The sequence below is a fragment of the Pseudomonas sp. MIACH genome, assembly GCF_001269925.1.
Taxonomy (GTDB): Bacteria; Pseudomonadota; Gammaproteobacteria; order Pseudomonadales; family Pseudomonadaceae; genus Aquipseudomonas.
This window is the reverse complement of the sequence record NZ_LHVO01000069.1, coordinates 26,077-53,050: the sequence shown is the minus strand read 5'-3', so window position 1 is coordinate 53,050 and position 26,974 is coordinate 26,077. Positions and strand designations below refer to the sequence as shown.

The 26,974-nt window shown below is 56.8% G+C and carries 29 protein-coding genes; 20 read left to right on the top strand and 9 right to left on the bottom strand.

The features are described from left to right. Positions 1–28: 28 nt before the first annotated feature. From AD670_RS30025 to AD670_RS30005, 5 genes are all read right to left on the bottom strand, one after another. On the bottom strand, positions 29–1,429 hold the full coding sequence (locus AD670_RS30025; RefSeq protein ID WP_053140723.1) for an ABC transporter ATP-binding protein: 1,401 nt from the start codon (positions 1,427–1,429) through the stop codon (positions 29–31). Beyond that, complete coding sequence (locus AD670_RS30020) at positions 1,426–2,277, bottom strand: ABC transporter permease (protein ID WP_032885379.1); 852 nt, start codon at positions 2,275–2,277, stop codon at positions 1,426–1,428. Before AD670_RS30020 ends, AD670_RS30025 begins: the two co-directional genes overlap by 4 nt. Before the next feature lie 5 nt (positions 2,278–2,282). After that, positions 2,283–3,836 carry a hypothetical protein gene (locus tag AD670_RS30015; RefSeq protein WP_156338353.1) on the bottom strand — a complete coding sequence of 518 codons (1,554 nt, stop codon included), beginning with the start codon at positions 3,834–3,836 and terminating at the stop codon, positions 2,283–2,285. Positions 3,837–4,064: 228 nt separating this feature from the next. Beyond that, positions 4,065–4,550 carry a hypothetical protein gene (locus AD670_RS30010; protein ID WP_156338351.1) on the bottom strand — a complete coding sequence of 162 codons (486 nt, stop codon included), beginning with the start codon at positions 4,548–4,550 and terminating at the stop codon, positions 4,065–4,067. Then, complete coding sequence (locus tag AD670_RS30005; protein WP_053140714.1) at positions 4,507–5,574, bottom strand: nucleotidyltransferase family protein; 1,068 nt, start codon at positions 5,572–5,574, stop codon at positions 4,507–4,509. The genes AD670_RS30010 and AD670_RS30005 overlap by 44 nt, the downstream gene beginning before the upstream one ends. 695 nt (positions 5,575–6,269) lie before the next feature. Here AD670_RS30005 and AD670_RS30000 point away from each other — a divergent pair. The 12 genes from AD670_RS30000 to cysC all read left to right on the top strand — a co-directional run bounded on the left by AD670_RS30000 (position 6,270) and on the right by cysC (position 18,183). After that, positions 6,270–7,250, top strand: a complete 981-nt coding sequence (locus tag AD670_RS30000; protein ID WP_053140711.1) for an NAD-dependent 4,6-dehydratase LegB — start codon at positions 6,270–6,272, stop codon at positions 7,248–7,250. 8 nt (positions 7,251–7,258) lie between these two features. Next, positions 7,259–8,410 carry a LegC family aminotransferase gene (locus tag AD670_RS29995; RefSeq protein WP_053140709.1) on the top strand — a complete coding sequence of 384 codons (1,152 nt, stop codon included), beginning with the start codon at positions 7,259–7,261 and terminating at the stop codon, positions 8,408–8,410. Next, positions 8,407–9,561 (top strand): UDP-N-acetylglucosamine 2-epimerase, encoded by a 1,155-nt coding sequence (gene neuC, locus AD670_RS29990; RefSeq protein ID WP_053140706.1) that lies wholly within the window; start codon positions 8,407–8,409, stop codon positions 9,559–9,561. Before AD670_RS29995 ends, neuC begins: the two co-directional genes overlap by 4 nt. 3 nt (positions 9,562–9,564) lie before the next feature. Further along, positions 9,565–10,650: an N-acetylneuraminate synthase gene (gene neuB / locus AD670_RS29985; RefSeq protein ID WP_053140703.1), complete on the top strand. Its 1,086-nt coding sequence runs from the start codon at positions 9,565–9,567 to the stop codon at positions 10,648–10,650. Then, positions 10,647–11,339, top strand: coding sequence for an acetyltransferase (locus AD670_RS29980; protein ID WP_053140700.1), 693 nt, complete (start codon positions 10,647–10,649; stop codon positions 11,337–11,339). The genes neuB and AD670_RS29980 overlap by 4 nt, the downstream gene beginning before the upstream one ends. A 396-nt stretch (positions 11,340–11,735) precedes the next feature. Then, positions 11,736–13,055 carry an N-acetyl sugar amidotransferase gene (locus AD670_RS29975; RefSeq protein ID WP_371263210.1) on the top strand — a complete coding sequence of 440 codons (1,320 nt, stop codon included), beginning with the start codon at positions 11,736–11,738 and terminating at the stop codon, positions 13,053–13,055. Continuing rightward, the gene (gene hisF, locus AD670_RS29970; RefSeq protein ID WP_053140694.1) at positions 13,052–13,813 is read left to right on the top strand and encodes an imidazole glycerol phosphate synthase subunit HisF; all 762 of its coding nucleotides are present in this window, start codon (positions 13,052–13,054) and stop codon (positions 13,811–13,813) included. The genes AD670_RS29975 and hisF overlap by 4 nt, the downstream gene beginning before the upstream one ends. Further along, the gene (gene hisH, locus AD670_RS29965; RefSeq protein WP_053140691.1) at positions 13,806–14,456 is read left to right on the top strand and encodes an imidazole glycerol phosphate synthase subunit HisH; all 651 of its coding nucleotides are present in this window, start codon (positions 13,806–13,808) and stop codon (positions 14,454–14,456) included. The genes hisF and hisH overlap by 8 nt, the downstream gene beginning before the upstream one ends. Then, on the top strand, positions 14,453–15,160 hold the full coding sequence (locus tag AD670_RS29960; RefSeq protein ID WP_053140688.1) for a cytidylyltransferase domain-containing protein: 708 nt from the start codon (positions 14,453–14,455) through the stop codon (positions 15,158–15,160). Before hisH ends, AD670_RS29960 begins: the two co-directional genes overlap by 4 nt. A gap of 201 nt (positions 15,161–15,361) precedes the next feature. Continuing rightward, on the top strand, positions 15,362–16,441 hold the full coding sequence (locus AD670_RS29955; protein ID WP_156338349.1) for an acyltransferase: 1,080 nt from the start codon (positions 15,362–15,364) through the stop codon (positions 16,439–16,441). A gap of 91 nt (positions 16,442–16,532) precedes the next feature. Continuing rightward, positions 16,533–17,489, top strand: coding sequence for a hypothetical protein (locus AD670_RS29950; RefSeq protein WP_053140683.1), 957 nt, complete (start codon positions 16,533–16,535; stop codon positions 17,487–17,489). Positions 17,490–17,562: 73 nt separating this feature from the next. Next, complete coding sequence (cysC, locus tag AD670_RS29945) at positions 17,563–18,183, top strand: adenylyl-sulfate kinase (RefSeq protein WP_053140681.1); 621 nt, start codon at positions 17,563–17,565, stop codon at positions 18,181–18,183. A 20-nt stretch (positions 18,184–18,203) separates the two neighbouring features. Here the strand turns inward: cysC and AD670_RS29940 are convergent, their stop codons facing one another. Continuing rightward, complete coding sequence (locus tag AD670_RS29940; RefSeq protein ID WP_053140678.1) at positions 18,204–19,085, bottom strand: EamA family transporter; 882 nt, start codon at positions 19,083–19,085, stop codon at positions 18,204–18,206. A 103-nt stretch (positions 19,086–19,188) separates the two neighbouring features. Between AD670_RS29940 and AD670_RS29935 the strand changes: the two genes are divergently transcribed. The 3 genes from AD670_RS29935 to AD670_RS29925 all read left to right on the top strand — a co-directional run bounded on the left by AD670_RS29935 (position 19,189) and on the right by AD670_RS29925 (position 22,979). Further along, positions 19,189–19,971 carry a helix-turn-helix domain-containing protein gene (locus tag AD670_RS29935; RefSeq protein ID WP_053140676.1) on the top strand — a complete coding sequence of 261 codons (783 nt, stop codon included), beginning with the start codon at positions 19,189–19,191 and terminating at the stop codon, positions 19,969–19,971. Between the two features lie 93 nt (positions 19,972–20,064). After that, the gene (locus AD670_RS29930; protein WP_053140673.1) at positions 20,065–21,618 is read left to right on the top strand and encodes a DUF726 domain-containing protein; all 1,554 of its coding nucleotides are present in this window, start codon (positions 20,065–20,067) and stop codon (positions 21,616–21,618) included. A 41-nt stretch (positions 21,619–21,659) separates the two neighbouring features. Further along, a complete protein-coding gene (locus AD670_RS29925) occupies positions 21,660–22,979 on the top strand; it encodes an Nramp family divalent metal transporter (protein ID WP_053140671.1) in 1,320 nt (439 codons plus the stop codon). Positions 22,980–22,994: 15 nt separating this feature from the next. Here AD670_RS29925 and AD670_RS29920 read toward each other — a convergent pair whose 3' ends face one another. After that, positions 22,995–23,927 (bottom strand): LysR family transcriptional regulator, encoded by a 933-nt coding sequence (locus AD670_RS29920; protein WP_053140668.1) that lies wholly within the window; start codon positions 23,925–23,927, stop codon positions 22,995–22,997. A 118-nt stretch (positions 23,928–24,045) separates the two neighbouring features. On the opposite strand from AD670_RS29920, the gene AD670_RS29915 reads away from it, so the two are divergent. The 3 genes from AD670_RS29915 (at position 24,046) to AD670_RS31315 (ending at position 25,250) form a co-directional block, all read left to right on the top strand. Further along, a complete protein-coding gene (locus AD670_RS29915; RefSeq protein WP_053140665.1) occupies positions 24,046–24,534 on the top strand; it encodes a DMT family transporter in 489 nt (162 codons plus the stop codon). 4 nt (positions 24,535–24,538) lie between these two features. Continuing rightward, on the top strand, positions 24,539–24,991 hold the full coding sequence (locus AD670_RS29910; RefSeq protein WP_053140662.1) for a DMT family transporter: 453 nt from the start codon (positions 24,539–24,541) through the stop codon (positions 24,989–24,991). An 88-nt stretch (positions 24,992–25,079) separates the two neighbouring features. Beyond that, positions 25,080–25,250 (top strand): metallothionein, encoded by a 171-nt coding sequence (locus AD670_RS31315; RefSeq protein ID WP_082341077.1) that lies wholly within the window; start codon positions 25,080–25,082, stop codon positions 25,248–25,250. A 39-nt stretch (positions 25,251–25,289) separates the two neighbouring features. Here AD670_RS31315 and AD670_RS29905 read toward each other — a convergent pair whose 3' ends face one another. Together AD670_RS29905 and AD670_RS29900 are read right to left on the bottom strand one after the other, a co-directional pair. Next, positions 25,290–25,553: a hypothetical protein gene (locus tag AD670_RS29905; RefSeq protein ID WP_053140659.1), complete on the bottom strand. Its 264-nt coding sequence runs from the start codon at positions 25,551–25,553 to the stop codon at positions 25,290–25,292. Between the two features lie 16 nt (positions 25,554–25,569). Then, positions 25,570–25,812, bottom strand: coding sequence for a DUF6555 family protein (locus AD670_RS29900; protein ID WP_053140656.1), 243 nt, complete (start codon positions 25,810–25,812; stop codon positions 25,570–25,572). Between the two features lie 116 nt (positions 25,813–25,928). Here AD670_RS29900 and AD670_RS29895 point away from each other — a divergent pair, with 116 nt between their 5' ends. Next, positions 25,929–26,705: a helix-turn-helix domain-containing protein gene (locus AD670_RS29895; protein WP_053140653.1), complete on the top strand. Its 777-nt coding sequence runs from the start codon at positions 25,929–25,931 to the stop codon at positions 26,703–26,705. A 69-nt stretch (positions 26,706–26,774) separates the two neighbouring features. Continuing rightward, positions 26,775–26,948, top strand: a complete 174-nt coding sequence (locus AD670_RS31310) for a DUF1427 family protein (protein WP_082341076.1) — start codon at positions 26,775–26,777, stop codon at positions 26,946–26,948. The last annotated feature ends 26 nt before the right edge of the window (positions 26,949–26,974 follow it).

Genomic DNA, 26,974 nt, shown 5'->3' with positions numbered 1-26,974 from the left:
GGGGGCGCGCATTGTCCGAGACCACTGATTATCGCGCCTGACGATTGACGGGCATGCCTACATCCCAGGCCAGTTGAGGCCGCACCATGCAGTTGGGCCACGCGTTGGGCCAGTTTCCACGAACCCCGGTCGGTTCACTGTCATCGGCAACCGTGAAGCTGATAACGGCCTGCTTGATGATCCTGTGATCGAGTTCAGCACCAGGCCAAAGCTCAACGTCGATACGATAGTCCCCGACATTGAGCAGCGGCGACTTCACCGTGCAGCGCTCGACATACTGTCCTACGGCCCGAACATCCGTGCCGGTGTACAGGTTGTCCATGGCCACCAGGACGTAATGGCCGGCCAGGTCTTTGAGGTGCAGGTGTACATTGATCGGCCATTTCGCCTCAAGCACGGTGAACTTGACCTCAATGACAAACTCTTCCTTCACGTCAAATTCGGGGCTCGGATCACCGTTTTTATCCAGCACCATGATCGAGTCGAGTCTTACGCAATCGTCAAACATCGGCGCGTTGACCTCGGCCCAAGTGACCGCCGGGGTCAGCTGAATGCCCGAACGTATATAAGAGCGGGTGATGTCTGAGACGGTTTGCGTGGAAAGTTGTTTATCTTCGACGCTTTTTGGCAGTTCGATTTTGCTGTCGTTGATAATACGGCCGTGGGCCATATGGACGGCTCGATTGCAAATACGGTTGACGGCGTCCATGTCATGGCTGACGAACAGCAGTGTGCGTCCCTGGTCGGCGACTTGAAGCATTTTTTCGGTGCAGCGTCTTTGGAACGCGGCATCACCTACCGCCAGAACCTCATCGACGATGAGAATCTCGGATTCGAGGTGGGCTGCCACCGAAAAGGCGAGGCGCACATACATGCCTGAGGAATAGCGCTTCACCGGGGTGTCGATCAGTTCCCCGAGTTCCGAAAACTCGATGATTTCCTCGATGCGGCGGCTGATTTCCTGAGGTTTCATGCCCATGATCGAGCCGTTCAGGTAGATGTTTTCACGACCGCTGAGATCGCCGTGAAATCCCGTACCAATCTCCAGCAGGCTGATCAAGCGTCCACGGAAGCGAAAGCCGCCGTGCGAAGGCGAGGTGATTCTGGACAAGATTTTCAGCAGGGTACTTTTACCGCAACCGTTGGGGCCGATGATGCCGACTCGGTCACCTTGTTTTATCTCCAGATCCACGTCCTTCAGCGACCAGAAGTGGTTGGGGGGGGCGTCCTGGGTCTGCAGTGCGTCAAGAATGGTGTGCGATTCGTGAGTGGTTTCCACCGGCTTTGCGGCGTTCGACTTCTTCAGTGGGTTGACTACTCGGCCGAGCATCCACCGAATACGCATATTGATCATTTCGGCAGCGGTGACGTTCGATTTGCCAATACGATAAAGTTTGGAAATGTTCTCGCAACGAATGGCCCACGTCATAGGGTGTCTACCACATTTTTATCGAAGTGCTGGAATATGAACACACCAACCGAGAAGCAAGTTACCGCAATGGCAATGAGCGTAAGCAGGGTGGATTGTGCGGGCCAGTGTCCGTGCATGGCGTCACGGTAGCCGGTAATGACCAGGGAAAGCGGGTTGACCGCGTACCAGGGTTTAGCCCAGGGCGGGACAGCCGAGACTGGGTAAATAGCAGGTGTTGAGTAATAAAAAAGCTGTAATGCCAAGGGCACCAGGTGTTTCACGTCTCGATACTTGGCATTCAATGGCGCAAGCATCAAGCCTATGCCCAGGCCTGTCATGAGTGTGCAGGCCAGTAGCAACGGCATGATGAGCAGCAATTGAATCGTCCAGACGTCATAGATAATGGCGAAAGGCGTAATCAGCAACGTGTAGGCGATCAGGAAGTCGACGGCAGCGCCTACAGCGTAGGCGCCGCCAATCAGCAGGCGCGGGAAGTAGACTTTGGTGATCAGGCCCGCATTACCCTCGATCATCTGGACCGAGGGGTTGAGGACGTTCATGAAGGCGTACCAGGGTATGACCGCCACCAGGTAAAACATAATGGTTGGCAGCCCGTCAGTCGGCACCTTGACCATGATGCCGAACACGATAACGAATACGCCAACGGTAATGAGTGGCGTCAGGACGACCCAGCCCAATCCGAAGATCGTTTGTGTGTAACGTCCCTTCAGATCACGTTTGCAGAACACCCACAACAGTAAGCGAAAATCCCATAGGGTTCTGATCAGGCCGCGCAGGTCGAAACGGCGGGAATTGTTAACAACCGTTTCCTTGAGAGGCGGACGGATTTTTTCTTCGGTACTCATGAGGGTCAGGTTCTGGTTGAGGGTGTGGAGATAGGCTGAGCACTGGTCAGTTCGTCGAACAGGTCGATAATTCTCGCCATCGATTTACCGTCATGCAGCCCCCATTCATGAGCGCATTCAATTTGATTGGCTCGCGCCTCTGCGTAGGCTTCCTTGTTGTCGGTCAAGCGCTCCAGTGTCGATTGGAAGACGCTGTAGCGGTTGGTCGTAACAAGGCCTTTCGCGTTTTCGAAGTCGGTATAACCGTAGTCGTAGCAGTCATAGTTGATGGCTGGAATCCCGCATGCCGTGGCCCAGCGCAGAGTGGACGACACGCACGCGACAAACAGGTCGCACGCCGGAACGAGTTCAAGTGTGTCGATATCGGTCACTCGGTGGTGCAGGCGATAGGGCCTGAGGACCTCACTCAAAAGCTCGGGGTCGGTGACTGGATGTGGACGAATGATCACGTTGAAATCAGTAAAGCGACTGACGCTTGCGAGTGCTTTCGCCCACGCCTTGCAAAGTGCCTTGTAGTCCTGGAACTCCATCGGGATGCTGCGTGAGCCATATTGGTCGGTGGGCCAGGCACACACGAGCAAAGGCTTTGTAGGATCCAGGCGCAGTCGTCGGAAAATGCGCTCCCGAGCGGTTTGCGATTCTCTTGCAGCGTGCATGACATCGTCGTACGCAGCGCCGGTCAGGCGCAACTGCTGCTCCGGGAAGCGCATGCGGCGATAGTAGCGCTCCATTTCAGGGCTTTCGACGGCGATGCAGGTGACTTTGCTGTTGTTAGGGATCCACGGGTGTTCCGGCGCAAAACCGAAGGCCTCGAGCAGGAATATTCGCTGGCCGGGCAGGCGAAGGAGTTTCTTCGACGCGTAGTAGTTGACCCAGTGCGGAAACAGAAACGCCGCCAGTTTGTTAAGGATGTTCCTGTCCGCTTCGTACATCGGTTTGTCGGAAAGGCTTTCAACCATTTCCTTGGCCGTGCCCACCGCAAACGGGACGATCAGTGTCGGGACGTTATCTTTGTTGCAGATTTTCGTCAGCAAGGTGTTCACCGAGCCGGGGAATTCCTGGCCGAAAACCACCATTGAAGGCTTGAGGACGTTGTACAGCTGGCGCGCGTAGTTAAACGGTTGGAAGTTTTTACTGTTGGATTTTTCCGTGCGCTTTTGCGCCGAGCGGGTGGCAATGTCATGCAGCTTGAAAAGCGGGCTGAGCACTGTCGTCAGAACCAGGCCGGCCCACGTGAGCGCGCGACCTTTGGGACTGGCTTTTTCCATCAGCGAGTGGGGGATGTAGCCGTTTTCAAGCTCGTTCGCGATTTTTTCGTACTTTATCGACTGTACAGAGCGTTTTAATGGACGCCCTGGGTAGTAAGCGCTGAAGCCATTCATGCGACAAAATGCACGGTCAGGCTTGAGGTTGATATAACCCGCTTGTACGAAAAGGAAGCTGACGGCGTAACCAGCCATCTTGGCAGCCTGAGCGACTCGGCGAAGCTCGACGAACTCCCCGGCTTCGTTTACGACAAAAAGTACATTTTTGCCGGGGAGTGGAGAGCCCAATTTCATTCCTCACCTTTTGTTGCGTGCATCGTCCTGACATCTCCGTCGCTAAGCTAATGAAGTGGTTTTGTATTGGAAAAAATAGAGTAGGAATTTTTTCTCAAAAAGCGCAGCTTGCGGGCCTTTGAACGTTCTGTCCCCTTCGACCCTTCGCACAACCCGTTGTGCCGTCGAAGTCGAGCGATTTGTGCTTATCACTCGCTTGCCCGCAAGACTCTTTGGATCGACTGCTATTTATTTAGCGTCCTTGATTGCAGCGGTGGCTCGCAATTTAGCGCTTTTAGCCTTCTGTGCTGCGTCTTTCGCAACTTGCGACTGCGGGGCTGCGGCAGAGGCGGCTGATGCGAGTTGTGCGTAGGCATTCAGCCTCACCATTGCCGACTCTGGCGAGGAGTTGATTTCCGACAGCGCCTTTTCAGACGCCTGCATCGCAGCAACGGCAACTGTTTCCGGGGACTTCGCGGCCAATTGTGCAGCGCCTTCGGGAGAAGACAGTGCAAGTTCGAGGGCCTGATTCTCAAGGGTCACTGCGGCGGTAGCTTTAGCTGGGCGGCCGAGAGCTTGTCCTTGTTTGTCGGATGATTGATCGCAGCCGGCAAGGGTGCCCACGGTTGCGGTCAAAAGAGTCAGGACCAAAAGCATTTTTTTCATGGAATATTCACTGTGCTGTTTTGCGTTAGTTTGCAGACTGCCTTTCGGTTTTTTTCGCAGACCACTCATGTTGTGCGCGTTCGAATTCTTCGATGCGACCAATGTCGAGCCAGTACTCACGCAGGGGAAATGCCGCAGTGGCTCTTTTGGCCTCGATCAGGTTCTCGAACATTGTCGGCATGTCGTAAAAAGTGCCCGAGGGAATGCGGTCGAGCACTGAAGGCGAAATAGCGTAAATGCCCGCGTTGACATAAAAGCTGTGTATCGGTTTTTCATCAATGCCGGTAATGGCTGAGCCGTCGACCTTCACCACGCCGTAGGGCACCTGAAAGTCGTACTCGCGTACTGTCATTGTGGCTTCGGCGTTGTGATCTTCATGAAACTGCAACAAGTCGTCGAAACGCGCATGGGTCAAGAGATCGCCATTCATTACCAGAATAGGGTGCTCGGGGCGTTTGGGCAGTAGCGACAAGGCGCCTGCCGTACCTAGTCGTTTGTTTTCTTCCAGGTAGCGAATTCGCACACCCCATTTGCTGCCATCCCCAAAGTGGTTGCGTACCACTTCAGCGAGGTAGTTGACGGAGAGAAAGAAGTTGCGAAATCCTTGCTCGATGAAACTCTCCAGAATGCACTCCAATATGGGCTTTCCGGCAATCATCAGCATCGGCTTGGGACAGTGTTCTGTCAGGGGGCGCAGGCGTTGTCCCAGGCCGCCAGCCATTAATACCACCCAGTTTGGGCGCTCAAGTATTCCCGTGAGGGCATCGAGAGTGGCTAAACCCACCACGCGCTGTTCATCATCCAGTAGCGGCAGATGGTGCAAAACACCTCGGCGCATCAGGTTCAATTGTTCGTTACTGGAAGATGTTGCGTGAGCAGTCTGCGGTGCCTCGTTCATTACCTCGGCAACCGGCGTCTCAAGGTGGACTTCCTTGAGGATTGCTCGGCGGACGTCACCGTCGCTGAGTAGCCCGACCAGTTTTTCGTCATCATCCAACACCAGTGCCATTTGCATTCCACAGGCGTCAATGCGAACAATCGCTTCGCGCAACGGAGTGTTCGGCGAGACTACGGTATCTCTCCAATCCTTCACTTTTTCGACTTCCTAATCTGACTGGAGTACCTCGGAGCAGAGCTTCCCTGTCTACTTCTCTATAACGCTCCGAATCTTTTTAATAGCCGAACTGTTGTGCAGCCGCAGCTGATAAACAGGGGCGCAATAAGCCTACACGACAGGTCTCGTAAGTCAACAAGAGTGATCAGTGTGCGGTTCAGGCATGCGCAACGTAAGCGACTTATACTGGTTTTTGTAGGAAGAGTGGCGAGGGATGTTTTTCGGCGCCCTTTGAGCTGGTATGATCGGCTAATCATTGCAGGGATGCATGCTCACCGATTTCTTGCGAGACGCTTTTCAGGCGGCTCGCGATTGATCCTGGCAAAGCTCCCTTGGCGTAAAGTAATGGGAGCCTCCCCCCTGTTTGATTTTTTACTACACCTCTGGTTTCGCTGCGTCACAGGCTGCGCTGTGTCATCGTTGCTGCCGGCTACTTGTTGGGCAGCTAATGGCGCAAGCCGGGCTGTTCAGTGCAAGATGTGCTCTCTCTGATGGCATTGCCTTGCGGGTTGCCAGCCAGGTTATCTCTATGCGGTTCGGTGCGGTGTGGTATGCGCGTGCTTTTGCACGTGTCGCAATTTTTGAAGCAGGATCCGTTTGTAGGACTCTTGCGTAACTGGTTTTTTGTGTCTTGGGCTCTGGAGCTTCGGGGCAAGTACGTTAAGGGTTGAACGATGACTACAGTTTTAGTGACCGGCGCGGATGGGTTCATTGGCTCGCATTTGACCGAGCTGCTCGTGCGTGAGGGTTATAATGTCAAGGCGTTGTCTCAGTACAACTCCTTCAACTATTGGGGTTGGCTTGAGGATGTCGATTGCCTGTCTCGAATTGAGGTGCTCAATGGCGATGTGCGTGACCCGCACTATTGCAAGCACATCACTAAAGGTGTCGACATCGTTTTTCACTTGGCAGCGCTGATTGCCATTCCTTATTCGTACGTCGCCCCGGACAGTTACGTAGACACCAATGTCAAAGGCACATTGAATATCTGCCAGGCGGCCCTGGAAAATGGCGTGAAGCGCATTATCCATACGTCAACCAGTGAGGTGTACGGGACTGCCCAGTACGTGCCTATCGATGAGAAGCATCCGCTGCAGGCGCAGTCGCCGTACAGTGCTTCAAAAATCGGCGCTGATGCCATGGCGATGAGCTTTTTCAATGCCTTTGATCTGCCATTGACGATTGCCCGGCCATTTAACACCTACGGCCCTCGCCAGTCTGCGCGCGCGGTTATCCCGACGATTATCAGCCAGATCGCCGCCGGGCAGAAACAGATCAAGTTGGGTGATGTAACCCCGACTCGCGACTTCAACTATGTCGCCGATACCTGCCGTGGTTTCCTGGAATTGGCCCGTTGCGAACAAGCGATCGGCGAAACAGTAAATATCGGTTCGAATTTTGAAATTTCGGTAGGTGATACGCTCAATATCATTCGCGAATTGATGAATAGCGATGTGGAGTTCCTGACGGATGACCAACGTCTGCGTCCAGAGAAATCTGAAGTTTTCCGCTTGTGGTGTGATAACTCAAAGATCCACGGTCTTACCGGTTTCGAACCTGAGTATTCGATTCGTCAAGGTCTTGAAAAGACGGTTGAGTGGTTTTCCCAGCCTCAAAATCTCAGCAAATATAAAGCCAATATTTATAACGTTTGAGGCTCGAAATGTTTGATGCCCTAGTTCGGTTTGTACGCGATCAATACGGAACACATGAGTTCATTCCGTTGCATGCCCCGGTGTTCTCCGGTAACGAGAAAAAGTATGTAGCAGACACGATCGAATCGACCTTCGTTTCCAGCGTGGGGGCCTTTGTAGATCGTTTCGAGCAGGACATGCAGGTTTACACCGGCAGTGAGCGCGCCGTAGCGACCGTGAACGGTACTGCGGCACTGCACATAGCCCTTTTGTTGGCGGGCGTGAAGCCGGGTGATCTGGTCATTACTCAGGCCCTGACATTTGTCGCGACGTGCAATGCCATTGCCTATTGTGGCGCTCAACCTGTTTTCGTTGATGTCGATCGCGAGACCTTGGGTCTTTCGCCGTCAGCCCTGGAGGCTTGGCTTGAGTCCGAAGCGTTTATCGACGCCGATGGCGTTTGCCGTTTGCGAAGTGACGACCGTGTGCTCAGGGCCTGCTTGCCAATGCACACATTTGGCCATCCTGTAGCGCTGGATGCGCTCATGGACGTCTGTGCTCGTTGGCGCCTGGCGTTGGTGGAGGATGCTGCCGAGTCTCTGGGCAGCACTTACAAGGAGCGTCATACCGGTACATTCGGGTTGATCGGCACGCTCAGTTTCAATGGCAACAAGATCATTACCACTGGCGGCGGCGGCATGGTGCTGACCAACGAGGTGCTGGGTGCCAAAGCCAAGCATCTTACGACCACTGCCAAACAGCCTCATGCTTACGAATACGTGCATGATGAAGTGGGCTACAACTACCGGTTGCCGAACCTTAATGCGGCCCTGGGTTGTGCACAGCTGGAACAGTTGGATTCATTCCTGGTATCCAAGCGAAAGCTGGCAATGAATTACAAGCATGAGCTGGCACAAACCGACTTGCAGTTTTTTACCGAGCCGGCGCATGGCAAATCCAATTACTGGTTGAACGCGGTTATCTGCAATGACAAGACGCAGCGTGACGCGCTGCTGAAAGCAACCAACGACAGTGGCGTCATGACGCGGCCGATCTGGAAATTGATGAGCCATCTGCCGACTTACGAGCATTGCTTGAAGGGTGACCTGAGTAACTCGTATTGGCTGGAGGAGCGTATCGTTAACCTGCCCAGCAGCGTGCCGCCTGCGGGTCGCTTATGACACGTCGCGTCGCCGTATTTACCGGGACTCGCGCTGAGTACGGCTTGCTGTACTGGCTGATGAAAGGCATTCAGGCCAGCGAGCTGCTTGAGCTGCAAACCATCGTCAGTTGCATGCACCTTTCTCCTGAGTTTGGAGAGACCTGGCGGCAAATCGAGCAGGATGGTTTTGCCATCGACGCTAAGGTCGAGATGCTTCTATCTTCCAATACTGACGTCGGCGTGGCCAAGTCGATGGGCTTGGGGACCCTGGGTTTTGCTGATGCCCTGGACCGTTTGCGCCCGGAGATGTTGGTGGTGCTGGGTGACCGATTCGAGGCGCTGAGTATTGTTCAGGCGGCGTTGGTCATGCGTATTCCTGTCGTTCACCTGCACGGTGGGGAGCTGACGGAGGGCGCTTATGATGATGCCATTCGCCATGCAATCACGAAAATGGCATACCTGCATTTCGTCGCGGCTGAGCCCTACCGGCAGCGTGTCATTCAGATGGGTGAAAGCCCCGAGCGGGTCTTTAATGTCGGAGCGGTGGGGCTTGATCACATCAAGCGCACGCCGCTTATGTCGGCACACGAGTTAAGCGAGAGCCTCCAGTTTGATGTGGATGCACCGCTCATCCTGGTCACTTACCACCCGGTCACGGCGTTGACAGAGGATCCAGTTGAAAGCTTCAACGCCTTGTTGCTGGCCCTGGAGGAGTTCGCGGATTATCGCGTCATTCTGACCTACCCGAATGCCGATAACGGTGGTCGCGCGATCATTCCGTTGCTGGAGGAATTTGCTGGCCGCCATCCTGATCGGGTCCTGGCGATCCCTTCATTGGGTTTTCGTCGCTACCTCAGTGTCGTCGCACGCGCTTCAGCGGTTGTCGGCAATTCTTCCAGTGGGATCATCGAAGTGCCGTCTTTTGGTGTGCCGACCGTCAATATTGGCATGCGTCAGGCCGGCCGGCTTTGCGCGGACTCGGTGTTGGCCTGTCCGCCCGATAAAGACTCCATCGTCGCGGCGCTTGCGCTGGCGCTGAGTGCGCCATTTGCACAGTCTTGCAGGGAAACAACCAACCCGTATGGGCAGGGTGAAGTCGCCGAGGCTATTGTGGCCGTTCTTGAAACTTGTGAGCTATTAAGTCACAAAACATTTCATGATTTGAGTTGACGTATGAAACTACCCAAAAAAGATGCGGTGTACGTTATTGCTGAAGCCGGTGTGAACCATAACGGTGAGCGCGAGTTGGCATTCGAACTGGTCGACCTGGCCGCGAGCGCTGGGGCCGATGCGGTAAAGTTCCAGACGTTCGATGCGCGCAAATTGGCGTCTGCAAGTGCCCCCAAGGCCTTGTATCAGCAGGAAACGACCGACGCGGCTGAAAGCCAGTTGGCGATGCTGCAGAAGCTTGAACTGCCCCGCGCCTGGCACGCTGATTTGCAAAGCCATGCCAAAGCCCGTGGCATTGAGTTCATCAGCACCGCTTTTGATAGCGATAGCCTGGATTTTCTGTGTTCGCTGGATATTCCATTCTTCAAGGTTCCTTCGGGCGAGCTGACCAACGGACCGTTGCTTTGGCAGTTTGCCAGGACCGGGAAGGCACTCATCCTGTCCACGGGCATGGCGACACTGAGTGAAGTCGAGCAAGGTCTGGCTATCGTTGCGCACGCACTGTGCAATCAAACCGAACCGGCAAATATGGATGAAGTGTGGCGGTGCTGGAGTGATGATGAGGCAAGAGGCCGATTGGCCGGCCATGTCACGCTGTTGCACTGTACTTCGCAATATCCTACGCCTATGGCGGAAGTTAACCTTCGTGCCATGGATACGCTGAAAGCAGCGTTCGGGCTTGAAGTCGGGTACTCGGACCATACCGAAGGATTGTTGGTGCCCGTTGCCGCGGTCGCTCGTGGCGCGACTGTAATCGAAAAACATTTCACGCTGGATCGTTCCATGCCGGGCCCGGATCACAAGGCGTCGCTGGAGCCCGCTGAGCTTGCTGACATGGTAAGGCAGATAAGAGCGTTGGAACTGGCCCTTGGAAAACCGGGGAAATCGCCACAACCCAGTGAGTGGGATACCCGCAAGGCTGCTCGTCAGCAGGTAGTGGCTGCACGCGAAATTACTTCGGGTCAGCGGTTCGCCCGCGCCGATCTGACCACGGCGCGCTCTGGCAGCGGCTTGCCTGCGACCGAGTTGTGGCAGCGAGTAGGAGCAGTGGCTACGCGCAACTATCGCGCCGGTGAGATCATCGAATGACGGAGTCAGGTCGCGACGTTTCCCAGCTTCCATTCGTCATTCTTGGCGCCGGGGGGCACGCGAAGGTGTTATTGGCGCTGCTTCAGTCGATGGGGGCGGTGGTGAAGGGGGTCTGCGATCCCGCTCTGGCGCACAGTGGTATCGAGTTCTGGCGGGGCGTAAGGGTATTGGGGGGAGACGAGGCGCTTAATGGGCTGGATCCGACCCAAGTGGCATTGGTCAATGGTCTGGGACAAGTTATCGGCAGCGATCGCCGGATGCAGGTATTTATGGAACTGACGGCCAAGGGCTATACGTTTCCAGCACTTCTGCACTCGGCAGCATGGATCGACTCCACTGTAGTGCTGGAGGCGGGCGCCCAAATCATGGCGGGGGCAGTGATTCAGCCCGATTCCGTCATAGGTGCCAACACGATCATAAATACCGGGGCCAGGGTCGATCACGACTGTATAATCGCGAGCCATGTTCACATCGCTCCCGGGGCTGTTTTATGCGGTGGAGTCAAGGTGGCGACTGGCGCGTTTGTTGGCGCAGGTTCCACCACCCTGCAAGGCCGTAGTATTGGCGAGAACGCCATCGTGGCGGCGGGAAGTACGTTGGTCAGGGACCTGCAAGCAGGGCATTTGGTGGTGAGTTCTCCAATGCGGATTCATGAGTCGAAATTTAAAGTTCAGCCAAAAAAATCATGAGCTCAGTTGACCAACGTCCTCTGGGAAAATGCGCTTGTCAGGCCGTTGGTCGCAACCCATGAAGTGGGCTGCGCAAGCATTGTGCGTCTGACGCATCCAGTGGCGTTCAAAAGTTTCCAATTGATGTCAGGCAACACGGTAGGAAAAAACGTTAAGCGACTGAAGATGCAAAAATAGTGGCCTCCATGAGAGGCCGATAAACCGAATACACGTAAGCGCTGGTATCTACGTGTGGACCCTGCCGTAATCGATGAATTCGTTTATCTTGGGGGTCAGAGCGATATACCACTGTTGTTCGAGCGCGTGCAGCAGGCGGGGCGTAAGCGATACAGACCCAACGACCCGCTGTTGGCACGTACAAGTACACTGTTCAATAAATAATTTCGTGATTGGAGATTGGTTTTGAAAATTGCCCCGAGTTCATCTATAGATCTTTCAAGGTTCAGCAAGCCAAAAAGTGAACTGGAAGTTTATTACGGGTTGCCGCGCGACGTTAAGTTCTGCAAAAAGTGCAACATGTCGAACCAGCAGCCGATGTCGAGTAATGAGTACGCGCACAGCAATGGATCGACCAAGACAACCCTGAGCTTTGACGAAGACGGCGTGTGCCACGCTTGCCGTTTCAACATACTCAAGGAAGATGGCGAAATCGATTGGGACGAGCGCGAGCGCGAACTCGTCGAGTTGTGCAATCAGCATCGTAAGTCCGACGGCACCTATGACTGCATCGTAGGTGGCAGTGGTGGCAAAGACAGCGCCATGCAGTCTCACCTGTTGAAGTACAAGTACGGCATGAATCCGCTGACCGTGACCTGGTCGCCGCATCTGTATACCGATATCGGCTGGAAAAACTTCCAGCAGTGGCTGCATGTGGGTGGCTTCGATAACTATCTGTATACCCCGAATGGCAAGATTCACCGCCTGCTGACCCGCAATGCGACCATCAACCTGCTGCACCCTTTCCAGCCGTTCATCCTGGGGCAGAAGACCTTCGTTGCCAAAATGGCAGCTCAACTGAATATCCCGTTGATCTTCTACGGAGAAATGCCAGGCGAGTACGGCGAAAAGATTTCCCATAAAACCTCCAGCTACGCTGCCGCCAATGAAGTCGCGGAAAGCGAGGGTTTTTCCCTGGATTATTTCGGTGGTAAAGACGTTCGCGATGTTTATCTGGGTGGCAAGAAAATTGGCGAATACCTGGACGAAGGCGTTCCGCTGGTCGACCTGAAAAGCTATCTGCCAATGCCAGCCGAAGTGCTTGAGCGTAAGGGTATCGATTTCAAATACCTGGGTTACTACAAGAAGTGGGTACCGCAGGAAGCCTACTACTACGCCGTAGAACACACCGGTTTTGAGGCCAACCCTGTTCGCACCGAGGGCACGTACTCCAAGTACAACAGCCTTGATGACAAGGTGGATGGTTTCTTCTACTTCACGCGTTGGATCAAGTTCGGCGTGGGCCGCTCGATGATGGACTCCGCCCAGGAAATTCGTAACCACCACATCGACAAGGACGAAGCCATTGCGTTGATGCAGCGTTACGAGGGTGAATACCCATCGCGCTACGAAAAGGAGTTTCTGGAGTACATCAGCATGACCCGTGAAGAGTTCCTGGAGACGTGTGATCGTTTCCGTTCTCCGCACTTGTGGCATGTGGTTGATGGCGAATGGAAACTGCGCTACACCCCCTGGAATCCTCAGGTTAACGCTGAATGAGCAACACGCGACTGATTGCCCGCCTTGATGTGAAAGGTGCCAATCTCATTAAAGGCATTCATCTTGAGGGGCTCCGCATTGTCGGGTCCCCCAACGAACATGCCCTGCGCTACTACGAGCAGGGCATTGATGAATTGATCTACATGGATTGCGTCGCGAGCCTTTATGGGCGCAACAGCCTGAGTGAGCTGATCAAGCAGGCGGCAGAGAATGTGTTTATTCCTCTGACCGTCGGCGGAGGCGTGCGATCGACTGACGACGTCGCCCATCTGTTGAGATGTGGCGCTGACAAGGTGGCCGTCAACACTGCTGCGGTAAGCAACCCACAGTTGATTACCGAGATCGCTCGACGTTTTGGCAGCCAATGTATGGTTTTGTCGATTGAGGCAAAAAGCGTCTCGCCGGAACGTTGGGAAGTGTTCACCGACAATGGCCGTGAAAGCACCGGCATTGACGTTGTTGACTGGGCAAAGCAGGCGGCAGCGCTGGGTGCCGGAGAAATTCTGCTGACCTCGGTCGACCGCGAAGGCACTCGCAAAGGTTTCGATCTGGCGCTTGTCCAGGCCGTGACCGAGTCAGTCAATATTCCTGTTATTGCCAGCGGCGGCATGGGCAAAGCCCAGGATGCCGTCGAGGTGGTCCGGAGGGGGGCGGATGCAGTCGCTATGGCTGACATTCTTCACTTCAAGCGAGCATCGTTGGCTGACATCCGAACAGAAGCATCTGCTGGCGGGATCCGGGTTCGAACCTATGAGTAATGTAGTTACTGTTATCGATTATGGCGTAGGCAACCTGTTCAGCGTCCGTCGGGCGCTTGAGCACTGTGGTGCGACGGTGAACCTGGTTTCCGATCCCGATGCGTTGAAGGACGCCACTAAGGTTCTGTTGCCTGGTGTGGGCGCATTTTCCAATGCAATGACGATGTTGTCGGCGAATGGAATGGATCAGGCAATCAAAGAGTACGCTTCCTCGGGTGCGCCACTTTTTGGTATTTGCCTGGGCATGCAGCTGTTGCTCGATTGCAGTCACGAGTTTGGCCTTATCAACGGATTGGGATTGATCCCGGGTACGGTAGAACCCATACCCGCCGTTGATAACAGCGGCGCTCGTCTGAAAATTCCGCATATCGGTTGGTCCGATCTGGTTTGTGCCGCAGGGCGTGCTTCCTGGGAAGGAACATTGCTGGCCTCGGTAGAACCGCACAATAGCGCGGTCTATTTTGTGCACTCCTACATGGCTGTGCCTGACGATGGTGCTCATCGCGTTGCAGATTGCCGGTACGGCGATACTGCAGTGGCGGCGGTTATCGGGCGCGACAATGTGTGGGGCGCTCAATTTCATCCGGAAAAAAGTGGCAAAGTCGGGTTGTCGATGTTGCGCGACTTTGTGGCGCTGAAATGAAAATCCTGGCAATCGTACCCGCGAGGGGCGGATCCAAACGGCTACCCGGAAAGAACATCAAGGTTCTGGGTGGGCGGCCGTTGATTGCATGGACCATTGAAGCGGCACAGCGAAGTGGTGTCGTCACCGATGTGGTGATCTCGACGGATGATCTGGCTATTGCTGAGGTTGCCCGCACGTTTGGTGGCAGTGTTCTCAGTATGAGGCCTGCGCATTTGGCCACCGATACCGCCGGCAGCTTTGACGTAGTGGTGCAGGTGCTGGATGAATATGAGGCTGTTCACGGCGCCGTCGACGGTGTCATGTTGCTGCAGCCGACCTCACCCTTTCGTTCGGCAGAGTCCATTCGGCGCGCGGTGTTGCAGTACCAGCAGGATGTTTCCCGCTCCGTGGTCAGTGTTACGGCCGCCAGCTCCCATCCCGCTTGGTGTTTCAAGTTGGACGGGGACACCATGACGCCTTTCCTCGGTTGGGAGAGCCTGTCGAAGCGTTCTCAGGATCTGGAACCAGCCTACACGCTGGACGGTTCGATTTACCTGCTGGCGCCAGACGTTCTTCGTGAACAGAAGCGTTTCATCGGCCCCGGGACTGTGCCGTTAGTGATGACTGACAGTCGCGAGTCGTTGGATATTGATACGCCCGAGGATTGGGACGTTGCGGTACGTACGCTGGAGCAGACAGCGCTACGAGCGGACGCGCCATGAAGCGGCTAAGTTTCAAAAAAACCGTCATTCTCATTTGAATGACGGTTTTTTCGTTTTCGCGCAGGGCATAGCACGTTATGCGTAAGTGTGACGTGCCGGGTCTGCACGCCAATAGGGCATGGAAGCATTTGTCTCTTCATTTCAACAACGTTGAAAATAGATGAGTTGTTATATGGCGAGTCATAAAAAAGGGAATTGTTCTTGATTAATAGATTATCCATCGGCCAGTCAAGCATGCTCGATGCAATACGAGCATTGGCAGCGTTTGTGGTGCTGTTAGGGCACACCTTTTCACTGGTTCCTGACACTTGGTTTGGCGGGGAAATGCCATTTCAAAGCCTTGCGGTTGTTATTTTTTTCTGGCTGTCAGGCTTCCTTATTGCCTATCAATGCCTGAGTAAAACCCAATACAGTTTTAGCGAGTACATGATAGATCGGTTTAGCCGGATATATGTTCTATATGTTCCCGGGCTGATAATTACATTTCTGATTTGTATTGTTTTGTTGGGGCGTGTGCCGCCGACGGCTTGGGATTCTATTGGGCACCTTTTCCAGCTTCAGCACACGCCCTTTGCGAGGATGATCGATGGCGTGCCGCCTATAAGGATTTATGGGGGGAACAGTGTTCTTTGGACGATTGCTATTGAGTGGTGGCTCTATGTGTTTTTTGGCATCGCCTTTTTTTGGCGGTCGATGGGAAAGATCGAGAAAGCGCTTGCAATGCTAATGGCAGGCCCTGCGACCCTGGTGGTTGGGTATTTCACTGTGTGGGAATCGGTGGCATGGGAGTGGTTTCTGGGCGCAGCCTGCGCGGCGATATTCGTTTACGCGCCAAAGATCGGTTGGCGGCAGGCTGTTATTCCTCTTATGGCCGTTGTGGCTGGGATTCTCTGGAGATTTCAGAAACTCTCACTCGCCAGTCATGTAAATATGTATGACTTGCAGCTTCTGACTTTTACAGGTGCGGGGATGATGCTGGTGGTACTGGCCTGCAGAAATCTTCATATTCCATCACCGCTCAGATGGGTGGCTGCAAAGGGGGCATTTGTGTCCTATGCGCTGTACCTGACACATGAGCCAATTCGCGTTTTAGTGGCTCAGTATATCGATTCATCGCGCGTGCCTAATGCCTGGCTGTCTGCACTTATCTGCACACTGTTCGCTACTGTGCTCGCGTGGTTGCTGGAAGATAAGCACGTCAATGTGCGTGTCTGGCTGAAAAGAAAGTTGCTCGCTCCTAAGGAGGGGCTGGTCAAGGTTCAAGCGACGAAACTGACCTAGGCGAATTGCCTAAGCCCGCAGGCTTCTGCGGGTCGCTAAATTCACTCACGGGGGCGCCGATCGTTGTCGCGAGGGCCCGACAGGATATTTAATGCAGCTTATTCATATTGGCCTCCCCAAGTCAGCGTCAACTTACATACAGGCCGCAGCACAGCAGCGGGGCGATGTGCAGGTGCTGCAATGGCACAATTACGCGCAGAATATTGTGCATGGGGCTTCGCTGGAGGCCTATCTGAGCGGGCCGGGGCAATCGACTATAGCGCCCCATCAACCACAGGCTGACACCCCTGTTTTCGTGAGCAGTGAAGAACTCTGCGGCTGGGCCCCGAGACCGGTGACGACCGTTGAAATTCAAACGTACCAACGCCTGGTGGCGGCGGCGCTGAAGCATGAGTTACCCGACGCTAAAGTACTGATTGTGACAAGAAGTCCGTTGTCGTTTGTGGACAGCTACTACAACCAAGCGGTAAAAGAGGGCGCCTCTGAAAACCCTTGTGTGTTTGCCGAGCGGTGGCATGCCATGTTGCTCCAACTTCTGAATTACACAAGGTTGTATGATCTTTACGCTTCACTGTTCGGCGCATCCAATGTACTGGTTATTCCCGTCGAGTTATTACGTGATGACCCCAATGGTTTCTACGACCTGATTGAGGCGCACGCCGGCTTTACCTTGAGGCCTCGCTCTCCGCAGAGTATTCAGCACAACCGTTCACTGACGGGCCATGAGCTTCAGGCCATGAGAGTGCTGAATCGGATTCTAAAAGTACTGTCTGCCGATCAACGGGGGAAACCCGAACAGTTCTTGCTCCCTCATTTGAACTCGATAAAACGTAGCTTTCTATCGTATTACATTGAAAATGACCCGAACTCCATGCGGCGAAGCCGACGGTTGCTGCGCTCGGCCGGCGTCAGCGTCGATAAACGCAAGGTCTCAGCGGTATTGGTTGAAAAATGGCGTGAGGAGCTTATTGGCGGCCTCAAAGGATTGGGACAGGCCGCCTTTCCCAGTGAGTATTTAGCCACCTACCTGGCAGAAGTCGGGGGTTGATCACTCCATAAGATGCCCATGCCTGAAGTGCCCAAGACCACGGACTACCATTAAGAGACGCTGGATCAAACTTATGAAGTTGCCTTTCAATACCCCTAACTTGACGTCTGTCAGTCACCATGTGACCCAGGCCGAGCGCGCCCATTACATGGGGGCACAAGGCGCTGTACTTTGGTTTACAGGCCTCTCGGCGTCCGGAAAGTCGAGTTTGGCAATGGCCTTGGAGGCGCATCTACTGAGGTCTGGCTACGCGTGCTACACACTGGACGGAGACAATGTTCGCAAAGGACTTAACGCCAACCTCGGATTCTCAGAGGAAGACAGAACAGAGAACATCCGCCGGGTCAGTGAAGTGGCAGCACTGTTTGCCGATGCGGGCATGATTTGCATCACGGCGTTTATTTCACCCTATCGCGAGGGGCGCGCTCGTGCTCGTGCCGCGGCCAGCAACACGTCTTTCCACGAAATTTATATCGCGGCAGACCTGGCAACGTGTGAGAAGCGTGACCCAAAGGGCCTGTATCGCAAGGCCCGAGCCAGGGAAATTCTCGACTTCACCGGGATAGATGCACCCTACGAGCCGCCCTTGAACCCTGATTTGGTTATCGATACGGCCAACCAGACGTTCGAGCAAAGCCTGAGTCAGCTGGTTGAATACGTTGTCGAGCATATCCCGGTGAGAACTGCTCGCTGAGGGCTTTATGGTTGAACGGATTATTTGGGGGTTGTGCTCAGGCGCGGTCCGTATTGGGGCGTTAACCCCACTGCCAGGCCCGCGATGATTACCGCAACGCAAAGCAGGTTTGGCGTGGACAGGTGCTCGCCGGTGATCAGTATCGAACTGGTGATTCCGAATACCGGAATCAGCAACGACAGCGGTGCCACCGTCGACACGGGGTACAACCTGAGCAACGAGTTCCAGCCCCAATAGGCAAAGTGCGTGGCGAGGTAGACCTGAAAAAGAATGGACCCGGCGGCGGCCAGGTCGAGGCTCGCACTTAAGCTTTCGAAGGGCGCGCTGCCGCGCATCCACCAAGCCATCAGGAACAGTGGAATGGGGGGGAACAGGCTGGCCCACACCATGAACGCGAAGATCTCTTTGACGCCCGATTGTTTGATGATGACGTTGCCAACGCTCCACGCCAGGGCACTGAGCACAATCAGCAGGACACCCAGCAGCGCATGGTCGCCGGCTTGCGTCGAGATAATCCCGGCCAGTCCGACCAATGCGAGGCCAGCACCAACCACTTGCGGACCTCGGATTCGTTCCTTGAACAACAGATAACCCCAGCCCATGGTGAAAAATACGCTGAGCTGAATGAGCAGCGAGGCGATGCCCGGGCTGACACCGGCCTGGATGCCATAGTTGATCACGCCCCACATGCCCAACCCGAAGATGACGCCGTAGGCGGCCACGTAGCCGAATTTGACTGCCGGGCGTTTGATGAAGAACACCAGCGGCAGCGCGGCGAGGGCAAAGCGGATGCCCGTGAGGACAAAAGGGTCGATCGAGCGCAGGCCGAGTTTGGTAATGGGGAAATTCACGCCCCATACCAGGGTGACGAACACGGCTAAGGCCAGGTGTTTTTTCAGCATGGAATGTTCCCTTGGTCATTGCGCTTGTTCAAAGGCGGTGATGTTAGGGGAGGGGTGATTGGCCCGCTTGCTATGTAAGGTCATGTTTTGACAGAATCGGGCCATGATCCCGACCTTCGATTCCGCCAGCCCAGACGCCGTGGTAACGCTGCGCGAATACCCCAGCGGCACTGTCTTTGCGCGCCATACGCACTCACGCGGGCAATTCGCCTATGCCTCCACCGGGGCATTGAAAATGTTCACCGACCTCGGCAACTGGGTGGTACCGCCGCAGCGGGCGATCTGGGTACCGGCTGGTGTACCCCACGCCATGCATATGCGCGGGGATGTGGTGATGCTCAATACCTACTTGAACGCCGAGGCGGCTGAGCGGGCGGGGTTGCAGGCGCGCTGTCAGGTGTTTGAAGTGTCGCCCCTGCTCAGGCATTTGCTGGAGGCGGCGCTGGCTATCGAATCCTCGACATTGCCCAGCGTGAGGCATCGCTGCGTGTTGACGCTGTTGATAGATGAAATCGGTGCCATGCCCGAGCTGCCCCTCAGCGCGCCATTGCCTGGCGAGCCACGGCTGGCGCGAGCCTGTCAGCGCTTCCTGGATGCGCCCACGCAGAAGATCACCCTCGATGAGATGGCTGATTGGTCGAACATGAGCCGACGCACTTTCACCCGCCATTTCTACGAGGGCACGGGGATGACGTTCGTGTCCTGGCGCCAACAGGTATGCCTGCTGGAAGCAACCGCGCGGCTAAGCCACGGCGCATCCATCACCGATGTTGCGTTCGAGTTGGGTTTCAGCAGTTCCAGCGCGTTCACCTCGGTGTTCCGGCGCAACCTGGGAGATTCGCCCGCGCGCTACCTGGCCAAATCCAAGGCTGCGGCTCAGTTCTGAGCCTTTGCAGCGGCCACGCCGGTCAGGATTCACCGTGCTAAGGCCTTCCCTTTGTTATTATCGCCCTCCCTCGTCACCAGGAGTCACCGGCCCATGCAGCACCAGTGGGATGAAATGCACCGCACCCGCAAGCCCACCTTCGTATTGTGCGGCGAGCCTCAGGGTGATGTGCTCAATCTCTATGTTCACGGTTACTCGGCGTTCTTCAACCGGCAACAACTGGGCAATTTCAAGGCGCAGCTCGCGGGTATCGAAGAGTCGACCAACCTGATGTTGTTCTGGCCTGCGGGGCACTTCCTGGAAAACCTGTTTGCGCCGTTCAAGGATGTGATTACCGCGATGCTGGGTGGTGGCAGCATGGGAGCCGCGACCGTAGGCGTCGGCAAGGCGATTGCCTATTTTCTCGACCACTACAAAAGCGTCGAGGCGCGGGTGGACGAAGTCGCCAGGAGCTTGCTGCCGGAGCTGGTCAGCTACCTGCACGGCGAGTCGCTGGAGGTGCGGCGTATCAACCTGATCGGTCATTCCCTGGGTGCGCGGATTCTGGTCAAGAGCCTGCTGGCCAGCCCGGACACCGCGCGGGAACTGCCGTTGGACAACCTGCTGTTGATGGGCGGGGCGATCTGTACGTCCAGTCCCTGGGATGAGGTGTGCGCGCTGCTCAAGGGGCGCGTGATCAACTGTCATTCCAGCAAGGACTGGGCCCTGGCCATGAAGCCGGATACCGAGCGTTGTATCGGCCGGTATGCGATCCCGGTGACGCCGGCGCTCAAGGCCAAGGTCACCAATGTGCACCTGGCTACCTTCGATCACGCCGCCTACTGGCCGCAGTTGCAAACCGTGGTGCAGTACACCGACCTGTTGCATGAGCGGCGCGGCCTGATCCGCTCCGACCAGCGCAGCAGCGAAGTACGCTTTGCCGAAGAGGACACCGACCTATTCGCGGCCCTGGTGCAGGCGCGGCCGGAGGAGCTCAAGTTCCTCGCCGAATTGATGGCGCAAAAGCGCAGCGCATCGATTGACGCCACGGTACGCGAGCCGCTCAAACTGGCCATCGAGTTGCAGCGCATGGGCGGCGACAGCTTTATGAACCTGGCCCGTGGTCATGGCGTGAGCTATCGGCAGATTGCCGAAGAGGTGGCGCAGCGGCTGGGGATCAAGTTTGCCGAGCCCTTAGGAACCGTGGCGCTGGTGGACATTGAAGCGCAGGTCGCAGAAAAACTGGTCGAGCAGTACAAGGACAAACTCAGCAACGCCGACCGCCAGGTATTCGACGCTGAGCTCAAGGCCGCCGCACAAAAAGAGCAGGGACTGTTCACTCGTTTCGATGTCGGCCGCTCGGCCACTACGGCGTTGAGCGGCACGGCGCTGGCCGGGTTGACCGGGTTTATCCTGCGCCGTGGTGCGGCCACGGCGATCCCCGTGGTAGGCCAGGCGTTGGCGGCGGCGATGCTGTTGGTGAGCGGCGTGCGTGCATTTTCCGGCCCGGCGTATTCGATCACCACCCTGGCGGTGCTGGTGATCGGAGTGATTCGCCAGCGTATGGAGCGTGAAGCGCTGAACCAGGAGATGGACCTGGTGGTTCAGGTGGTGGACGCGTTTGACCTGCCTCGGGAGACGGTGATGCGCACGGTTGCGTCCGACTGATAAGCTGAACCCCTGTCGAGTGTGTTTGCCTGGGATACCGCGTGAAATTCAGCCTGCCGAAAATTGCTACTGCGCCATTCTGCCCGCCGGAAGTGGCGGGTTCCGTCGTCGTTGACCCAAAGGCGTCGTTCTTCAAACGCATCCTGATGTTTGCCGGCCCCGGTCTGCTGATCTCCATCGGCTACATGGACCCCGGCAACTGGGCCACGGCCATCGAAGCCGGGTCGCGCTATGGCTATAGCCTGTTGTTCGTGGTGCTGCTGGCCAGTCTCGCGGGGATGGCGGTGCAGTGCCTGTGCTCGCGGTTGGGTATCGCTACCGGCAAGGACCTGGCGCAACTGTGTCGTGAGCGCTATAGCAAGCGCTCCGCACGCACCCAGTGGGTGCTGGCGGAAATCTCCATCATCGCCACCGACCTCGCCGAAGTGCTCGGCTGCGCCCTGGCCTTTCACCTGCTGCTGGGCGTTTCCCTGACCACCGGCATTGTCATCACCGCCTTCGATACGCTGTTGGTCCTGGCCCTGCAAAACCGGGGTTTCCGCCGCCTGGAAGCGATCATGCTGGCGCTGGTGGCGACCATCGGCGTGTGTTTCTTTATCGAACTGGTACTGATCAAACCTTATTGGCCGGATGTGTTCAGTGGCTTCACCCCATCACTGTCGGCCATCAGCGATGCCGCGCCGTTGTACCTGGCCATCGGTATTCTCGGCGCCACGGTGATGCCCCATAACCTCTACCTGCACAGCTCTATCGTGCAAACCCGGCTGATCGGCAAAGACCTCGCCAGCAAACAGGATGCGGTCAAGCTGGCCCGGATCGACACCATCGGCTCCCTGGCCCTGGCGCTGCTGGTCAACGCCGCCATCCTGATACTCGCCGCTGCCGCGTTCCACAAGAGCGGTCACACCGACGTGGTGGAGATCCAGGACGCCTATCACTTGCTTGACCCTCTGGTGGGCGGCGCCTTTGCCAGCATCCTGTTCGGCATCGCCTTGCTGGCGTCCGGGCAAAGCTCGACCTTTACCGGCACCATCGCCGGGCAAGTGATCATGGAGGGTTACCTCAACCTGCGCATTCCCTGCTGGCAACGCCGCCTGATCACCCGTGGGCTGGCGCTGATCCCCGCGTTTCTAGGGGTGTGGCTGATGGGCGACGAAGCCATTAGCAAGCTGTTGATCCTCAGCCAGGTGGTGCTTAGCCTGCAGTTGCCGTTTGCGCTGTACCCGTTGATCCGCATGACCGGCGATCAGCAATTGATGGGGCCGTTCGTCAATCGCCTGCACACCAAGGTGCTGGCGTGGTTTCTGTTTGCGCTGATCAGTGGGGCGAATGCGTGGTTGATTGGGCAGTGGGTGTTCTGAGTATTCCTCAGCCGCTCATCGATCCCAATACGGCACCGTCCCAAAACACTCCACAAAATAATCAATCACCGTGCGCACTTTCAGCGACAAGCGCCGGCTGCCCGGCCACAACGCCGCGATCTGCTGGGGCTCGAGCGTGGTCGCTACTTCGTATTCTGTCAGCACCGCCTGCAAGGTGCCGGCGCGCAAGCCTTCGCCGATCAACCAGGATGGAAACACCACCAGTCCCAGGCCTTGTTCGGCGGCGTGGGTGAGGGTGTCGGCGTGGTTGCCGGTGATCGGGCCCTTGACGCTGTAGGGCGTCCAGTCGCCCTGGCCCTTGCGGAAGAACCAGCGTTGCTGGCCAGTGATGCCTTTGTAGGCCAGGCACTGGTGCTGGAGCAGTTCCTGCGGGTGCTGGGGCGTGCCATGCCGGGCCAGGTAGGCGGGACTGGCGGCAAGGCGAAAGCGCTGGGGCGCGAAGATGCGCGCCTGCATGCTGGAATCGTTAAGCACGCCGATACGAAACAGCAGGTCGGTGCCGTCTTGCAGCGGGTCGACGAAGGTGTCGGTTTGCTGGATATCCAGTTGCAGCTTCGGGTAGCGCCGGCACAACTCACCCAGCCACGGAGACAGGTGACGTTGGCCGAACACCATCGGCGCGTTGATGCGCACCAGCCCGCTGGGTTCGCTTTCCTGTTCCTGCAGGGCCTGGCCGGCCGCTTCCAGTTGTTCGAGCATCACGCGCGCATGCCGCCCCAGCAGGCGCCCGGCCTCGGTGGGGCTCACCGCGCGGGTGTGGCGATAGAGCAACTGTTGCCCGAGGGCCTGTTCCATCAGTTGGATCTGCCGGGAGATGGAGGAGGGTGCCAGGCCTTCGCGGCGGGCCACTTCAGAAAAACTGCCGTGATCCAGCACCGCGACGAACAGGCGCAGCGCCTTGAAACTCAATTCATTCAAACCCTGCATCGTGGCTCCAGGTTGTGCGTTTTGTGCAAAGGTGTTGTCCGCATGCTCCCATTTATTGCACAGCACGACCACCGGATAATGCGCGCCATCCAATCCTTTGTTGATGTGCAGGTGATGTATGCAAGCAAGTTCCATCGAGGCCGTGGCGCACGCCACGCCGAAGAAAAACCTTCTACGGCTGCTGTTGTTGCCGCTGGTGATCCTGGCCGGCATGGGCTTGTCGGTCGAGGCAGGATTGCTCGGGCCGCTGGGCGTGCAAGTGGGGCACCTGTGGGCAACCTTGAGCATCTTCGGTGTGGGCTCGGCGATTCTGTTTTTGCTGCTGCTGTTCAGCGGCCCGCAGAAGGGGCCGGCGCTGTCCGAGCTGCCGCGCTGGCAGTTGATCGGTGGGTTCCTGGGGCCGATGTACGTGGTGGTGCTGACCCTGGCCACGCCGCATATCGGCATCGCCATGACCATGATCGCGATTCTGTCGGGGCAGGTCGGCAAAAGCGTGCTGATCGACCATTTCGGCTGGTTTGGCACCGCGCGCAAACGTGTGAACGGCGAGCGCTGGATTGCACTGGCGTTGATTGTGGCGGCACTTGTTCTGATTGCACGAGGGTAAGACGATGAATCTGATTCTGTTATTGGTGCTGGTGATCGCGGCGGGTGCGGTGTTGAGTGTGCAGGCGGCAATCAATGGTCGCCTGGGCCAGTCGGTCGGTGTGTTGCGCAGCAGTCTGCTGACGTTCGCGGTGGGCGCACTGACCACCGCGCTGTTGATTTTCTTCTTCGAGCCGGCTCAGGCCCTCAGCTTACTGGACGTGCCCAAATGGCAGTTGACCGGCGCGTTGTTCGGCGTGGTGTACATGATGGTGATGGTCGGCGCGGTACCGGTAGTCGGTACGGCCGTCGCCACGGTGGCGGTGATCGTCGGCCAGTTGGGCATGGGCATGCTGATCGACAACTTCGGTTGGCTGGGTAACCCGGCGATCGAATTGTCGGGCAGCCGGATCGTAGCGATGGCCTGTCTGGCGATGGCGCTGGTGTTCATGTATCGCAGCAACACGCGCACCGACTGATGGTTTGAACCATCGCGGGCGGCTGGCAGTCACTGCTTAAGGTGCTGGCACTCGCCGCACCGGACGACCATGAAGAAGGAGTCTGAGCATGCCCGATCAAACGTGTGCCTGCCCACACTGCAAGTGTGTGCTGGGAGCTGATGCGGTAATGAAGGACGGCAAGGGCTATTGCTGCCAGGGCTGCGCCGAGCACCATGCCCATGGCGAGCCATGTGCGGCGGCGACCGGGTGCGAGTGCGCCAAGTCGGCCAAAGGCTGAACACCTCAAAGGGGAGCTGGTTTGCCAGCTCCCGCAGGGTTACTGGGTTTCCAGCTCCAGGCGCAAGCTATGGTCGGACAAGCGCTTGCGGTCTTTGACAATGCCGCTGGTCCGCCGACCTTCCAGCGCAAACACCAGCGTTTGCGCATCATGCAAATCATCCGGCAGTGGCTGGAACACCTTCAGCAGCATCCAGCCGGGTTTGTGCTGAAGGCTGACCTGACACTCGACATGCCTGGCCAGCGGGCCGAACAAGGTGTCGCGCGTGTAATCGATGCGCGCCTTGCCGTTGATTGAATCCATGGTTATCGCTCCTTGATCAAGCCTGGGCGCGCGCATCCGAGCGGCGCCATTGCACATTGGTAATGCCGTACTTCTCGGCCTGTTCCTGGCTGGTCTTCTTCACCTGCTCGCGGGCAAAACGGCCGATACGGCCCACACCCGCATCACAGCTTGCCCAATGCCAGGCTTCGGCGGCATCGAGCTTTTCCAGGCGAATAATGAATGACTTGGCTTCGCCATGGAGGGAGTAGTCGATCACAAACAGTTTTGCGTTATTCATTGGCCCATCAACCCTGGTGGTGTAAGCAAGTGATCGCCCCAGGCGGCAAAAATTCACTCGGATTGTCGGACGGCGGTCATTACCATGGCGGTTCACTCCTGATAGATGTGCACTCCATGGCCCTGGCTGCCCCCCCCGACCTCAGTGATCACGCCGTCCCCGTGCAGCCCTTGGCACGCACGTACCCGCGTGGTTTGTACGTGGAGCCCCATAGCCACGACTGGGGCCAATTGCTCTATGCCATGAGCGGCGTGATGTGGGTCGAGACCCCTCGGGAGGCCCTGGTGGTGCCGCCCCAGCGTGCGGTCTGGCTGCCGCCGGGCGTGGAGCACGGGATCCGCGTGGTGTCGGATCTGCAGATGCGCAATATCTACTTGCGACCGGCCCTGGCGGCGACATTGGACAGCCAGGTGCAGGTGATCGAAGTCGGCGGGCTGCTGCGCGAGTTGATCGTCACGCTGGTGGAGCAGGGCGACAGCGGTGACTCGGGCTATTACGACGCCTTGGTCGGCCTGGCCCTGCTGGAGTTGCAACGGGCGCGCCGCTCGCAGATCCGTATCGCCATGCCGGTGGAGGCCGATCGCCGGCTGATCAGCGCGTGCCAGGCAGTGATGGCGGCGCCGTCCCTGGAGATTCCTTTCGAGCAGCATGCTGAAGCGGCCGGTGCCAGCGTGCGCACCTTGGCGCGGCTGTTCCAGCACAGCCTGGGCGTGGGCTTTGCCGAATGGCGCCGCCAGGTGCAACTGGCGACGGCGGTGGCCGAGTTGATCCAGGGTCAGTCGGTCAGCGCTATCGCGCGTTCCCTGGGTTATTCGCCGAGCAGTTTCAGCGACATGTTCCGGCGTGAACTGGGGATGGCGCCTTCTCAGTACGTGAGTTGGCCGAAATCCTGAAGCGCTTGGCCGATGCTGCCGGGCTGGGCTTCCTACACTAAGCCCATCAACCCACCAGGCGCCGCCCCCATGAATTACATGATCTCCCTTGCCATTGGCCTCTTTGTCGGCGTGATCTACGGCGCGCTGGATTTCCGCTCGCCCGCACCGCCCGCCATTGCGCTGGTAGGGCTGATGGGCATGCTGCTCGGCGAAAAACTCTGGCCCATGGGGCGGCAGTTGCTCAGCGGTTGGTGGTCCTGATTCCTTTTCTCCCTTCGATGGATACT

Excerpts from the sequence above, each read along its gene's own strand:
- AD670_RS29900 (WP_053140656.1), bottom strand. The coding sequence starts at position 25,812 with ATGAATAACGCAAAACTGTTTGTGATCGACTACTCCCTCCATGGCGAA.
- AD670_RS29905 (WP_053140659.1), bottom strand. The coding sequence starts at position 25,553 with ATGGATTCAATCAACGGCAAGGCGCGCATCGATTACACGCGCGACACC.
- neuC (WP_053140706.1), top strand. The coding sequence starts at position 8,407 with ATGACACGTCGCGTCGCCGTATTTACCGGGACTCGCGCTGAGTACGGC.
- hisH (WP_053140691.1), top strand. The coding sequence starts at position 13,806 with ATGAGTAATGTAGTTACTGTTATCGATTATGGCGTAGGCAACCTGTTC.
- AD670_RS29940 (WP_053140678.1), bottom strand. The coding sequence starts at position 19,085 with ATGCTGAAAAAACACCTGGCCTTAGCCGTGTTCGTCACCCTGGTATGG.
- AD670_RS29995 (WP_053140709.1), top strand. The coding sequence starts at position 7,259 with ATGTTTGATGCCCTAGTTCGGTTTGTACGCGATCAATACGGAACACAT.
- AD670_RS29960 (WP_053140688.1), top strand. The coding sequence starts at position 14,453 with ATGAAAATCCTGGCAATCGTACCCGCGAGGGGCGGATCCAAACGGCTA.
- AD670_RS29950 (WP_053140683.1), top strand. The coding sequence starts at position 16,533 with ATGCAGCTTATTCATATTGGCCTCCCCAAGTCAGCGTCAACTTACATA.
- AD670_RS31310 (WP_082341076.1), top strand. The coding sequence starts at position 26,775 with ATGAATTACATGATCTCCCTTGCCATTGGCCTCTTTGTCGGCGTGATC.
- cysC (WP_053140681.1), top strand. The coding sequence starts at position 17,563 with ATGAAGTTGCCTTTCAATACCCCTAACTTGACGTCTGTCAGTCACCAT.
- neuB (WP_053140703.1), top strand. The coding sequence starts at position 9,565 with ATGAAACTACCCAAAAAAGATGCGGTGTACGTTATTGCTGAAGCCGGT.
- hisF (WP_053140694.1), top strand. The coding sequence starts at position 13,052 with ATGAGCAACACGCGACTGATTGCCCGCCTTGATGTGAAAGGTGCCAAT.
- AD670_RS30025 (WP_053140723.1), bottom strand. The coding sequence starts at position 1,429 with ATGACGTGGGCCATTCGTTGCGAGAACATTTCCAAACTTTATCGTATT.
- AD670_RS31315 (WP_082341077.1), top strand. The coding sequence starts at position 25,080 with ATGCCCGATCAAACGTGTGCCTGCCCACACTGCAAGTGTGTGCTGGGA.
- AD670_RS29895 (WP_053140653.1), top strand. The coding sequence starts at position 25,929 with ATGGCCCTGGCTGCCCCCCCCGACCTCAGTGATCACGCCGTCCCCGTG.
- AD670_RS30000 (WP_053140711.1), top strand. The coding sequence starts at position 6,270 with ATGACTACAGTTTTAGTGACCGGCGCGGATGGGTTCATTGGCTCGCAT.
- AD670_RS30015 (WP_156338353.1), bottom strand. The coding sequence starts at position 3,836 with ATGAAATTGGGCTCTCCACTCCCCGGCAAAAATGTACTTTTTGTCGTA.
- AD670_RS29910 (WP_053140662.1), top strand. The coding sequence starts at position 24,539 with ATGAATCTGATTCTGTTATTGGTGCTGGTGATCGCGGCGGGTGCGGTG.
- AD670_RS30020 (WP_032885379.1), bottom strand. The coding sequence starts at position 2,277 with ATGAGTACCGAAGAAAAAATCCGTCCGCCTCTCAAGGAAACGGTTGTT.
- AD670_RS29930 (WP_053140673.1), top strand. The coding sequence starts at position 20,065 with ATGCAGCACCAGTGGGATGAAATGCACCGCACCCGCAAGCCCACCTTC.
- AD670_RS29915 (WP_053140665.1), top strand. The coding sequence starts at position 24,046 with ATGCAAGCAAGTTCCATCGAGGCCGTGGCGCACGCCACGCCGAAGAAA.
- AD670_RS29980 (WP_053140700.1), top strand. The coding sequence starts at position 10,647 with ATGACGGAGTCAGGTCGCGACGTTTCCCAGCTTCCATTCGTCATTCTT.
- AD670_RS29920 (WP_053140668.1), bottom strand. The coding sequence starts at position 23,927 with ATGCAGGGTTTGAATGAATTGAGTTTCAAGGCGCTGCGCCTGTTCGTC.
- AD670_RS30010 (WP_156338351.1), bottom strand. The coding sequence starts at position 4,550 with ATGAGTGGTCTGCGAAAAAAACCGAAAGGCAGTCTGCAAACTAACGCA.
- AD670_RS29935 (WP_053140676.1), top strand. The coding sequence starts at position 19,189 with ATGATCCCGACCTTCGATTCCGCCAGCCCAGACGCCGTGGTAACGCTG.